Source organism: Sorangium sp. So ce295 (assembly GCF_051527405.1).
In the GTDB taxonomy this organism is placed as follows: Bacteria; Myxococcota_A; Polyangia; order Polyangiales; family Polyangiaceae; genus Sorangium; species Sorangium cellulosum_B.
Map to the genome: position 1 here is coordinate 6,049,322 of NZ_CP150324.1, position 12,542 is coordinate 6,061,863.

7 protein-coding genes are annotated in these 12,542 nt (G+C 71.8%); 4 read left to right on the forward strand and 3 right to left on the reverse strand.

All coding sequences use genetic code 11. The annotated features are described in order from the left end of the window. The first annotated feature begins 686 nt into the window (after nucleotides 1–686). Nucleotides 687–875 (forward strand): hypothetical protein, encoded by a 189-nt coding sequence (locus tag WMF11_RS22840; protein ID WP_437978904.1) that lies wholly within the window; start codon nucleotides 687–689, stop codon nucleotides 873–875. Here the strand turns inward: WMF11_RS22840 and WMF11_RS22845 are convergent. Further along, nucleotides 865–2,349 carry a sigma 54-interacting transcriptional regulator gene (locus tag WMF11_RS22845; RefSeq protein ID WP_437910569.1) on the reverse strand — a complete coding sequence of 495 codons (1,485 nt, stop codon included), beginning with the start codon at nucleotides 2,347–2,349 and terminating at the stop codon, nucleotides 865–867. The genes WMF11_RS22840 and WMF11_RS22845 overlap by 11 nt on opposite strands. Nucleotides 2,350–2,624: 275 nt before the next feature. Here WMF11_RS22845 and WMF11_RS22850 point away from each other — a divergent pair, with 275 nt between their 5' ends. Continuing rightward, complete coding sequence (locus WMF11_RS22850) at nucleotides 2,625–4,241, forward strand: endo alpha-1,4 polygalactosaminidase (protein ID WP_437978905.1); 1,617 nt, start codon at nucleotides 2,625–2,627, stop codon at nucleotides 4,239–4,241. Nucleotides 4,242–4,306: 65 nt separating this feature from the next. Here WMF11_RS22850 and WMF11_RS22855 read toward each other — a convergent pair whose 3' ends face one another. Then, a complete protein-coding gene (locus WMF11_RS22855) occupies nucleotides 4,307–9,247 on the reverse strand; it encodes an MG2 domain-containing protein (RefSeq protein ID WP_437978906.1) in 4,941 nt (1,646 codons plus the stop codon). A 423-nt stretch (nucleotides 9,248–9,670) separates the two neighbouring features. Here WMF11_RS22855 and WMF11_RS22860 point away from each other — a divergent pair, with 423 nt between their 5' ends. Continuing rightward, nucleotides 9,671–10,468, forward strand: coding sequence for a hypothetical protein (locus WMF11_RS22860; RefSeq protein WP_437978907.1), 798 nt, complete (start codon nucleotides 9,671–9,673; stop codon nucleotides 10,466–10,468). 122 nt (nucleotides 10,469–10,590) lie between these two features. Next, entirely contained in the window at nucleotides 10,591–11,535 is a 945-nt protein-coding gene (locus WMF11_RS22865; protein WP_437978908.1) for a bifunctional methylenetetrahydrofolate dehydrogenase/methenyltetrahydrofolate cyclohydrolase, read from the forward strand. Nucleotides 11,536–11,600: 65 nt separating this feature from the next. Here the strand turns inward: WMF11_RS22865 and WMF11_RS22870 are convergent, their stop codons facing one another. Next, on the reverse strand, nucleotides 11,601–12,455 hold the full coding sequence (locus tag WMF11_RS22870; protein ID WP_437910573.1) for an SDR family oxidoreductase: 855 nt from the start codon (nucleotides 12,453–12,455) through the stop codon (nucleotides 11,601–11,603). Between the last annotated feature and the right edge of the window lie 87 nt (nucleotides 12,456–12,542).

Sequence of the window (12,542 nt, forward strand, 5' to 3'; positions counted from 1 at the left end):
GTGCGTGCTGCTGGGCCTCCATCGGCATCGCGCTCTGTCTCGGCACGTCTGCGCCCGACGTCGTGGCGGCGGGATGCACCACGCGTGCAAGCCCCGCCGCACCCGCCCTCTGCTGCCTTCTCGGGCAGGATCCCCATAGACCCCGCGACCGCCTCGCCCGGCCGCGAACCGGCCCGGTCCAACCCGACGTTTGCAGGACTGCGCCGGGACCTCGCCGCCGCTGCTGCTCAGGCGCAGTCCCGCAAACGCCTATTCAGTGTGCCTACATCGGGGCCCCCCTCGCGTCACCTCCGCGCGCGTCGCTGAGGGGGCGCGCAGAACTACCAAATCGCGCCCTTCGTTTTCCCCGTTTTTCGGCCCCTCAGCAGCGCTTCCAAAAACACCTAACCCCGCGACATCGCTTGATGTTCTTTCCGGGTGCGTACACCGGTAGTTCGCGGCGAACTACCGGGAGCGCAGAATGAATAGGCGTTTGCGGGACTGCGCCTGAGCAGCAGCGGCGGCGAGGTCCCGGCGCAGTCCCGCAAACGCCTATTCATTTGGGCCCGCGTTGGGCCACGCCAGCGAGGGACCCGCCCGCGAGTCAGACAGAATATGTTGAAATTGTTAACATTTCGTCCGCCTCCGCCGCGTCGTCTCAGAAATCCTGGCGGGATTTCTGACACGCGGAACCAGGCAACCCGCGCATGAGCCTGGCGATCCACGTCGCCATCACCCGGCGTGTCGGGAAGGAGCACGCCGAGGCGTTCGAGCGAGACCTGGCCGAGCTCGCGCGCCGGCTCGCCACCGGCGACTCCACCAGCATCCCCCCTCGCCGAAGCGCGCCGGCTCCCGGGCGCGGCGCCCATGCGCGCTCCCCGGGGCTCACCGCCTGATGTCGTACTTGTCCAGCTTGTAGAGCAGCGCGCGCCGCGAAATGCCGAGCCGCTTCGCCGCGCGCGTCTGGTTGTTCCCCTCGGCGGCGAGCGCGTCCTCGATGCTCTTCTTCTCCAGCTCGGCGAGGCGCGCCGGCATCGTCCCGCCGTCGGCGGACGGCGGCGGCGCCCCCGTGCTCGCCGGGGGCGCGCCCGCGCTCGAGGGGGGCGCGGCGCCCTCGGCGCCCTCCACCACCGAGGCCGGAAGGTGCTCGACCTCGATGACGCCGCCCTCGGCCAGCACGACGGCGTGCTCCACCGCGTTGCGCAGCTCGCGCAGGTTGCCGGGCCACGCGTGGGCCTCGAGCGCCTGCATCGCCGCGGGCGCGAAGCGCGGCGCCCGCTCCCCCATGCGCCCGGCGACCTGCTGCGCGAAGCGGTGCGCGAGCAGCGCGATCTCGGCGCGCCGCTCGCGCAGCGGCGGGACGCGGAGGACGAACGTGCTGATGCGATAGTAGAGATCCTGCCGGAACCTCCCGGCCGCCACCTCGGCCTGGAGGTCCCGGTGCGTCGCGCACACGACGCGCACGTCGAGCTCGATCTCCTGCGTGCCGCCGATCCGGGCCACGCGCCGGCTCTCGAGCACGCGCAGCAGCTTGGCCTGCATGGCGAGGGGCAGCTCGCCGATCTCGTCGAGCAGCAGCGTGCCGCCCTGCGCCGCCTCGAAGTAGCCGATTTTTCGGCGATCCGCCCCGGTGAAGGCGGCCTTCTCGTGCCCGAAGAGCTCGCTCTCTAGCAGCGCCTCGGGCAGCGCCGCGCAGCTGAGCCTCACAAACGGACCCCCGGCGCGCGGGCTGGCGCGGTGGAGCTGCTCGGAGACGACCTCTTTCCCCGAGCCCGTCTCGCCGAGCACGAGCACCGTCGTCTGCGCGCGCGCGAGGCGCTGCACCACCTGGAAGACCTTCACCATGGCCTCGTCCGCGACGACGAACCCGGCGCCGGCGCCGGAGGGCGGGCCCTCCAGCGCCTCCGGCGCGGCCCCCGGCGGCGCCGCCTCGACGGGCGCCGGCGCCGCGATCGCGACGACGATCTCGGCCGGGCCGATGCGGATCACGTCGCCGCCGGCGAGGGCCCGCTCCGCCCCGCGCACGACGGCGCCGTTCACCGACGTGCCATTGCGGCTCCCGAGGTCGACGAGCGCGACGGTCTGGCCCCGCCGCGCGACGCGCGCGTGGTTGCGCGAGACGCGGGCGTCGTCGACGCAGACCGTGGACTCCGGCGCGCGGCCGACCGCGACCACATCGCCGTCGGTGAGATCGATCACCCGCGCCGCGCCATCACCTGCGCGAACGATCAGGGAGGCTTGACCCTGCGGCGTCCCCTCGCCGGGCGCGCTCTCCGCGGCGTCGAGCTCCGTCGCGACCTCGACCGCGGCACGCGGCGGCTCCGCGCTCGGCGGAGAAGCTTCCTGTCGACGAGGGTCTCGCTCCGCCATGCCGTTCGAAGGTTGCGCAAGTGTACGACGCTTGCACAACCCTCGGCAACGGCGGCGCGCGCCGCCGCGCGGAAGACGCGGATCGCGCGCTGGTCCCCGCCTTGCAATGCCTCTGCGGCGCGCACGGACCAGCGCCTCTACGGCGCGCGCAGACGCTGCGGGAACCTGCGGGAACCACCATCGCCCGGAGCCATCGCGGGGACCGGAGCGTCTGGAGACGCATCGCGCCGACGTGCGCCTGGCTTCACCAACGACCAACACGACAGGAGACGAGCATGACTTATCCCATCCGACCGGCGTCCTCTCTCGCGATCGGCGGCGCCCTGCGCCATGCCCTCGTGAGCCTGGCCGCGACGCTCGCCGCCGCGGGGTGCGGCGCAGATGCGAGCTCCGACGCGGAGATCGCCTCGGCGGCGAGCGGCGATGCTGTCACCGGCGCCCTCACGATGACCTGCTCCAGGCTGACGGTGAGCCGGGGCAGCATCGGCGCCGGGCAGACGGCCGCCGCGCTCGCGACGGGGGAACTCACGGGCCAGCAGGACGTGTGGAGCAAGTACGTCGAGTTCGGGCCCAACACGAGCGCGACGTGCGAGTACACGCTCCCCTCGGGCACCTCGGCGGCGCAGCTCGCGTCCCTCGCGCTGAGCGTGAATTACCGCGGCCCGGCGAGATCGGAGATGCGCTGGACCTTCGAGGCGTGGGACGCGGCCGCCCGCGCGTGGGTCGCGGTCGGCGACAACGCGTTCGCGCGCGACTGGTCCTGGACGAACGCGAGCCTTGGCCTGCCGGGGTCGCTCGGGCGGTTCGTGGCGGGCGGTACCCTCAAGATCCGGTACGCGACGAGCAGCTCCGCCGACAGCTCGATGCTCGACAAGCTCGTCCTCACAGGCACGACGAGTGGCGGCGCCGGCGGCAGCGGTGGTACCGGCGGCAGCGGTGGTACCGGCGGCAGCGGTGGTACCGGCGGCAGCGGTGGTACCGGCGGCAGCGGTGGCGCCGGCGGCAGCGGTGGCGCCGGCGGGGCGGGTGGCAGCGGTGGCGCCGGCGGGGCGGGTGGCAGCGGCGGCGCCGGCGGGGCGGGTGGCAGCGGCGGCGCCGGCGGCAGCGGTGGCGCTGGCGGCTCGGGCGGCTCCGGCGGTAGCGGCGGCTCCGGCGGCTCCACAGGCACCGGCGGCTCCACCGGCGGCATCTGGGTCCCCGCGCCGGGCACGACGTGGCAATGGCAGCTCACGGGCACCATCGACACAAGCCTCGATGTCGCCATGTACGACATCGATCTCTTCGACGCCCCGCAGGCGAAGATCGACACGCTGCGCGCGGCCGGGAAGAAGGTGATCTGCTACTTCAGCGCGGGGAGCAGCGAGGACTGGCGCGACGACGCGTCGAAGTTCCCCGCCGCGGCGCTCGGCAACCCGCTCGACGGCTGGCCGGGCGAGCGGTGGCTCGACACCCGCAACGCCGGCGTGCGCGACGTCATGAAGGCCCGGCTGGACCTGGCGGTGCAGCGGCGCTGCGACGGCGTGGAGCCCGACAACGTCGACGGCTACACCAACAGCCCCGGCTTCCCGCTGACGGCGGCGACGCAGCTCGACTACAACCGCTTCCTCGCCGCCGAGGCGCACGCGCGCGGGCTGTCGATCGGGCTGAAGAACGATCTCGATCAGGTGAAAGACCTGGTGGGGAGCTTCGACTGGGCCCTGAACGAGGAGTGCCACGAATACGACGAGTGCGAGATGCTCACCCCGTTCATCCGCGCCGGCAAGGCGGTGTTCCACGCGGAGTACGTCGACGCCTCGCAGGCAAACGCCGTCTGCGCCGCCACGAAGCCGCTCGGGCTCTCCACCTTGATCAAGAAGCTCGACCTCGACGCATGGCGCGTCGCCTGCCCCTGATCCACGCGCCGGCGCAGGGGCGCCGGCCGCGCCCCCGCGGGCGCGCCCCTCGCCCGCTCAGCCCCTCACTCCCCCGCCACCTCGAAGGTCTGCGCTCCGGAGAAGCTCTGCTGCTCCGGCTGGTAGTACGGGTGCACCTCGGCGCCGCCGTCCTCCGCCCTGACAGGCATGGTCGCTTGCAGCCGGTAAACGAAGGTGGCCGCGCGCTCCGCGGCGATCTCCTTCACGTAGAGGATCAGCTGCTTGCCCGTGATCTCGAACTTCGAGAGCTGGCCCGCCGCGATGTACTCCTGGAGATCCTCGGTCAGGAGCTGGAAGCCGGGCGGCAGCCCCACGGTCACGAGGGCCATGCTCTGCACCGAGTCCGTCTTGTTCTGGACGCTCAGCGACGCCGTCACGATGTCGTCCACGTACAGCTGGGTCTTGTCGTACGTCACGCTGACCGCGAGCGGGCCTCCCGCGTCGCTCGGGACCGCGCTCCACGGCAGGTTGTGGCGGCTCACCAGGTTGTAGCTGAGCTTCCCCTCCCCCGCGAACGAGAGCGTGACATCGTGCGCGCCCGCAGTCGCGAGGTGCGTGAGGTCGACCGTCGTCATGACGTCGGCCTGGTCCGCGCGCAGCGAGACCGTGCCCGCCGCCGCGCCGTCGACCGCGACGGTCACCGTCCCGGTGGCGCCCTCCGTCCCCTTGCTCGCGGCGAGGAGCAGCGTGCGCAGGCTCCAGATCGTCGCCTGGGTGGAGCCGAAGTTGCCGTTCGGATCCTTCGACTGGGTCAGGAACTTCACGCCGCCGTCGGCGCTCGGCCGGTGGGCCCCCGCGGAGAGCAGCGCGTGGGCCGCGAGCGCGGTGGTCGTGACCCTGGCGTCGTTCCCGGACTCGTAGAACGAGGTCTGCGTGCCGCCGTCATCCCAGTAAAATGCGTCTCCTTCCGCGGTCTTGCGCTGGTCCAGCGCGTCGAGCACGCTGTCGGTCAGCGCGCCGGAGGGGTCGGCCACGGCGAGCGCGTTGGCCGCGATCGCCAGCGTGTACAGATCGTCGGTCGCCGGCTTCAGCGAGCGGCCCAGGTAGGCGAGCCCCGTCCCGATCTCGGGCCCCGTGTACCCCGCGCTCGCGAGCGCCCAGAGCACGAAGGCGCTGTTGCGCAGCGTGCCCGTGTGGAAGCTGAAGAACTCGGTCTGGTCGCCTTCCCACGTGCCGTCCGCCTTCTGCTGCCCGGCGAGCCAGTTGACGGTCCGGGCGAGCATCGCCTCGTCCACGGTGTGGACCTTGATCATGTCGGCGAACTCCATGACGCCGAACGCGGTGACCGACAGGTACGGATGCCCGTCCTGCTCGCCGAACCACGAGAAGCCGCCGCCCGAGTGCTCGAACGTGAGCAATCGCTGGTACCCGGCCGAGATCAGCGACTCGGCCTTCATCTGGATCTCCGGGGTGATCTGGCCTGTCTGCTTCATGTACTGCGTGACGAGCACGTTGGGCCAGGTCGTCGAGGTGGTCTGCTCGAAGCAGCCATTCGGGACCTGGAGCATGCTGTCCATGCCGCTCACGACCTGCGACAGGAACGCGGGGTAGATCTCGAGATAGAGCTGGTTCGAGCCCGGGACCGCGTCCGCGGGGAACGACAGCGCGTGATCGGCGCTGCCCGGCGCGAGCATGCCAGACGCGCTCTCCGCGAAGGGCTTCCCGTCCGGGACCACGCGCACGGTGCGGGCCACGGCGTCGGCGCCCGCGCTGCCCCGCGCGGTGACCGTGAGCGAGTTGACGCCCACCGTGTTCACCTTCACCGGGAACCGGACGCCGCGCACCTCGCCCGCCGCGAGGGACACCGTCGTCGACGTCGAGCCGAGCGGCGTGTACCAGCTCCCCGGCTCGAGGCTGAGATCGACCGTCTGCGGCGTCTCCAGGTAGTTGTAGACGGCGATCGGGAACTCGACCTCATCGCCGCGCGTGAGCGTCGCCGGGAAGCTCACGTCGACGAAGAAGTCCTGGAACACCTTGAACCCGCTCTGGATGCCGCCGAGCTTGCCGTCCGTGGAGTTCGCCAGCGCCGAGAGCCGCCACTCGGTGATGCTGTCCGCGAGCGGGATGCTCAACGTGGCCGTGCCGTCCGGGCTCGTGATCACGCTCGGGTTGACATAGAGGGTCTCCGGGAACTCGCGCCGGACGCGCGGCCCGCCGTCGCCGCCCGGCTCCGCGGTGGGATCCCCTGCCGAGCCGCCGCCCGCTCCGGTCCCGCCGCTCGATGCGGACGCGGCGCCGTTGGCCCAGCCGCCGTCCGCGTCGCCGGGGATGCCCCCTTCATTCCACTCTTGCGGGGGCACCGGGACCCCGAGATCGCCGAACGTGAACGCGAACGTCGCGTCGTCCGGGCTCTGCTCCACCTCGTCGGGCCCCGACGATTGCAGCGTGAACCCGCTCCAGCTGGAGGCCACCCGGTACGCGTTGCCCCACACGTCGAAGGCGCGCAGGCGCTCGGCGACCCGGCTCCCGAGCAGCTCGACGTACACGCCCTGCCCGTTGCAGCTGAACTGGGTGCTGTCGCAGCCGAGCGCCTTCAGCTCCTGCGCGGCGGCCGCGGTGGCCTCCGCGAGCCAGGGCTTCATCACGCCCTTCTGGCGCTCGTTGAACGGAGCGAGCTCCTCCGGCACCTTCGCCAGCACGGCGGGCCACGTGCGCGCCTGGAGGCCGGTGAGCGACGTGCCCGCGAGCGCGGCGAGCGAGGCCTGGGTCTTCACCTGCGCGGCCTCGGCCTGCTCGGGATCCTCGCTCGCGGTCGCGTTGAACAGCAGGTCCTGGAGGTTCGCGGCGGGGCCGTGGATCTCGTAGCTCGGCTTCGCGAACTCGTCCTCCAGCTCGAAGTAGGTGCGGAGCAGCCCGGGCTGGGCGTCGACCAGCGCGAAGACGGCCTGATCGACCACCTGGACGCCGAGCGCGGCGACCTTCGGGTTCCCCGCGTCGTCCTTGACCGACAGCCGCAGCGTCGCGGTCTCCCCCGGCGCATACAGGGGCTTGTCGGCCTCGACCTCGACGCTCAGCGCGGAGTCGCCCCGCGCGAACACGGTGCGGCCGGAGCGGACCAGATTGCCATCGTCGTCGACAAGGTACGCCTCGACCCGGTTGCTGCCGAGCAGGCCGGCGTCGACGGGCATGGTGAAACGGGCGCGCCCGGCCTCGAGCTCGAGAGAGCGCATGTCCACGGCCTGACCGTCGTTCAGCCAGTCGACATAGACGCTGCCGGACTCCTCGCTCGACTCGATGGTCACCTCGACCGTCTCGCCGGTCTCGTACACGGCCCGATCGGTGCGCACGAGCAGGTGCTCGCCGCCCGTCTGCGTGCCGAACGAGAACTTCCGCGTGACCGCCCGCTCTCCTACCGTCGCCCGCACCTCGAACGCGCCCTCCGCCGTGGCGACCGGCGGGGTGAAGCTCACCGCGGCCTGGCCGAAGGCGTCGGTGCGCGCGGTGAGCTGCGTGCGGTCCGGCGCGGTGATGACCGCCGCCGTGTCGGCGAGCGGCGCCCCGAGCGGGTCGGTGACGAAGAGAAGGAGGGTGTTGGGGATCCCCGGGACGAGCTCGCGCGCCTCGGGCACGAGCACGATCGTGGCCGCGTCGGCGGCGACCTTGACCGGGATCGCCTTCGTGACCTCCTGCCCCGCCGTGTCCGCGACGGTGACGGTCAGCGTCACGGCCGCGTCGCCCTGCTCCAGCGGCAGGCCCGCGAGGCTCGGCGGAAGCGTCAGGCTGAAGCCGTAATGGCCCTCGGCGTCGAGCTCGCCCACGATGCGCTGGAACGTCGTCTGACCGACGTCCAGCGACGCCGCCTCGATGGTCACGCTGCCGCCGGCGACGTTCTTGCCGAAGAAATAGCGCGCGTCGATGGTGCCGGTCAGCGTGTCGCCCGCGGTGTACCAGGGCCTGTCGGTCCTCACGGCGACCTCGAACTTGGGCAGCGCGTACTGCCCCACGGTCACGACCTTCTCCGTCGTCGTCTCCCCGCTCACGAGGCGCACCTTGAACTCGCCGGTGTTCACGATGGAGCCAATCCGGAACGTCGTCGCGGCGACGCCGTAGGCGTCGGTCTCGATGGGCTTCTTGAAGATCTTGTTGCCCTTGCCGTCCTCCACCTCGAACGTGATCGCCTCGCGGACGAGCGGCGCGTTGTTCCCCCGCTCGAGCGCGAGCGCGCGCAGGTGGATCGTCTGGCCGGGCTTGTAGAGCGGCTTGTCGGTGGTGAGGAGCAGCTTCGGGCCGGGGCCCTCGACGGTGATGTTCGCGGTGAGGGCCGCGTTGACGCCGAAGCCGAGCGCCTGCGCGGAGACGGGGTGCGCGCCGAGCGCGCCGGGCTCCACCTCGAACACCGCGGCGCCGAGCGCGTCGGTCGTCCCGCGGAGCGGCCGCGCCCCCTCGCCCACCGCGAGCTCGACCTCCACGTTGGGCACCGGCTGATGGGAGAAAGCGTCGGTCGCGCGCACGCGGTAGCTCGCGGTGCGCCCGCGCACCACGCGCGCCGGCCCCTCGAGCTGCACGTCATAGGGCGGGATGACGCGCAGGAGGCTCCGCGTGACGAGCAGCCCCTCGTCCGACCCGTCGTCGACGCGGACGAGGTACCGCGCGAGGCCCGGCTGCGCGCTCACGGCCGGCGCCGGAAGGCGCGCCTCCGCGGTGGTCGCCGTCCCGCCCGCGATCTCCAGGTCGACCTCGGTCGTGCCTTGTTCCCTGTCCGCGCCGAGATCGACGAGCGTGACGCGCAGGTGGCCGCTCGTCGCGCCGGCGGTCAGGTTGCGCACCGGGATCTGGAGGCGCAGATCGCTCCCGTCGATCACGCCCAGCAGCCTCGCTTCGTCGACCTCGAGCGTGCCGTTCCGCGGCTGATCCGGGCGACCAAGCGACGTTGGCGGGGCCTCATCGGAGGAGCACCCCGCCGCGAACGCGCTCGCCAGCGCCAGCGCGGCGAGCAGGTGGGGAGAGCTCCAGCGTCGGCGGAGAGCATCGAAGCGTACACGCATAAGTCCAAATCCTCCCGATCGGCGCTGGCACATCCCCAGCGGCCGGCGCGTAGGTTGCATCCACCGTACCAAGACGAACCACCGCCATCGAGCAGCGAATCCGCGGGAATAGACGCGGACCGCGCGCAGGATGTGCGCCACCTTGTGCCAAGGTTCTAGCCCACCCGCGCCTCCACCGCGTGCGGATGTCCGTTCCCATGGGGGAATAGCGACGCCTCGATGACTCGATGACTCGACAACTCGATGGCTCGACGAGCCGAGGACCGCCGAGCCCCCGCGATGGTGAGGCCGCGCGGCGTGCCCGGCCCATGGGATGGGGTCGACCGGTCACGAGGGTCCGCGCCGTGCTCCCCTGGACATCGGGATCCGACCGTCTCAGGTTCTCGCCCGGGCGCAAGGCGTTTCGCCGCAGAGGAGGGGACGATGCAGATCGACTTCGAGATGCCCGTGATGGCCGACGGCGGCCTCGATGCGGGCGTGCTCGACCGCGTCCTGGTCGACCGGGAGCGGGGGGTGCTGACCCACGTGGTGCTCCGTTCTCCGCTGGCCAGCGAGGAGCTGCTGATCTCGATGGATCTCGTGCAGGGCACGGCGGACGGGCACCTCCGCTTACGGCCCGGCCGGGACGAGCTCCTGGCGCTGCCTCGGTACTACGAGGGGCGGACGACGGCGCAGCCGCCGGGGCGCGTCGATACCTCGCTCGTGCCGCAGCCGCCCGAGCGGAGGCAGGAGCTGGAGGAGGCGCTCGGGGTCACGGACGATACGGTCGAGCTCGGCCCCGACACGCGGGTGATGACCGCCGACGAGGCCGAGGCGCAGCTCGTTGGCATCGGCGCGAACGATCCTGGCAACGACATCTCGCGGCTCCGCGTGCGCGGCCCCGCGGGCGCCGAGGCCGACTTCCCCGCATCCTGGATCGACGTGATGCGCGAGGACGTGGTGGCGCTGAAGGTGACCCGGGACGATATCTTGCGCTCTCGTCCGGCGCCCAGACGCCGGGACGGAAAGGTCGCGAGCCTCGAGGGGCTCTCGGGCATGGGCGGACGCGACGGCGACACGCCCGAAGAGGTGTTCGGAGCGAACTTCGTCGATGAGCTGCGCGGCAAGGGCGGTATGCTCCTCCGCGTGCCCGGCGCCGGCAGCCCCGCCGAGGCCGAGAGCAACCGCGTGGCGGCGCCCGTGGTGGACGCGGGCCAGGAGCGGCGGTCCTCCTCGCGATGAGCTCGTGAGCCAGGCACGGCGGCTCTCCGAAAGGATGGAGTCTCCGAGAGGTGGAGTTGAGATAGAGTCGCCCCGCCGGAAACTTGACACCGATGCTCGCGCGTGCTCGTCTCCGCCCCAGGATGGACCCTCACCACATTCCGCCGAGCCCTGGCACGCGCACGGCCAGCGTCCTCGATCCGACCGCGGTGGCGGAGACGTTCCGCCGTGGGATCCGGGAGGAGCTCGCGGCGCTGCCCGAGCCGCTCGTCCTGGTCGGTGTGCTCGCGGCGGATCACGGGCCGTCGTACACGTACGCGGAGTACACGCGCAAGGCGTGCGAGGACGTGGGGATCCGCTTCGAGATCCGCCACGCGACGCGGCTCGACGCCGAGGACGCCATCCGCGCGGCGAACGAGGACGCGCGCGTGCACGGGATGATGGTGTATTACCCGATCTTCGGCACGGAGCAGGACGTGTACTTGCGGGACAGCGTCGATCCCGCGAAGGACATCGAGGGGCTCCACACGTTCTGGGCACGTTGCCTGTACCAGAACCAGCGCTTCCTGGACGAGGCGAAGACCAGGAAGGCGATCCTGCCGTGTACGCCGCTGGCCATCCTCAAGCTGGTCGAGGCGGCCGGCTTCTTCGGCGAGGCGGAGCGGCCGCTCGAGGGCCGGCGCGTGTGCATCTTCAACCGGAGCGAGGTCGTCGGGAGGCCGCTCGCGAGCATGATGGCGCACGACGGAGCTCACGTGACGTCGTTCGACATCGATGGTCCGTTGCTCTTCGTGCCCAGCTCCTCGGGCGACATGCACGAGGTGCGCGAGACGACGGTGGACCGGGCGAGCGCGCTGCGGCAAGCGGACATCGTGGTGACCGGCGTGCCGTCGCGGAGCTTCCCGGTCGTGCAGGGCGCCGAGATCCGCGAGGGCGCCCTCTGCATCAACTTCTCCACCTTCAAGAACTTCAGCGACGATATCCAGAGCAAGGCGAGCGTGTTCGTGCCCCGCGTCGGCCCCATGACGGTGACGATGGCGATCCGGAACAGCCTGCGGCTGTACAAGAACACCCACCCGGGCGGGTGAACCCCGCGCGCGGGGCATGGACGCGCTCGGGCGCTCGGGGCCGACATCGCCTGTCCTCGCCAGCGTCAGCCTCCGGTCCACGCCCGCGCGTGCTCGCGCGCCCAGGCCTCGAAGGTCGTCGGTGTCCGCCCCGTCACGCGTTCGACGGTGTCGGTCCGCACGGCGCCGTTGCCCGCGCGGATGCGCTCGATGAGCTCGCCGACGGCCGCGGCGAGCGACGGGGGGGCCCCGGCCTCGATCATCCTCCGCCTGGCGGCGTCGACCGAGACGTCCACGCGCCGCAGCGGCGTGCCGAGGACGCGCGCGAGGATCTCCACCTGATCCGGCGTGCTGAGGAGCTCGGGGCCCGTCACCTCCAGCGCCTGTCCCAGGAGCTCTCCGGTGAGCATCGCGCGCGCGGCGACCGCGGCGATGTCGCGCGGCGCGACGGGCGCGGTCTTGCCGTCCCCATGCGGGTTGTAGACCGTGCGCTCGGCGCGTATGGACCGGGCCCACTGGAAGGTGTTCGACATGAACGTGCCAGGGCGGACGAACGTCCAGCGGAGCCCCGACGCCTTGACGAGGTGTTCCCGCTCGGCATGTCGGTGAGCTAGCTGCACCGTCGGCGCGCCGGCGCTGATGCTCGACAGGAGGACGATGCGGGGCGCGCCGCTCGCCTGCGCTGCTGCGAGGAAGCCTCGAACGTGATCGATGCCATCGGCGTCCGCGACCGGCAGCAGGAACGCCGCCGTCACGCCCTCGAGCGCCGGCGCGATCGTGTCCTGTCGGCCGAGGTCTCCCACGGCCTTCTCGACCCTGGCTCCCCAGTGGGCCACCTTGCGCTCATCGCGCGTGAAGACTCGGACCTTCTCTCCGGCGGAGAGGAGCTGATCGACGACTTCCTTCCCGACGTTCCCGGTAGCACCCGTGACCAAGTACATGCGTGTCTCCTTCCATGTGGACACCTCGGATCAACCTGCGCGCCGCGCGTGAGCCGTCGCGTCTCCATCGCGCCGAGCCGCCCGTCC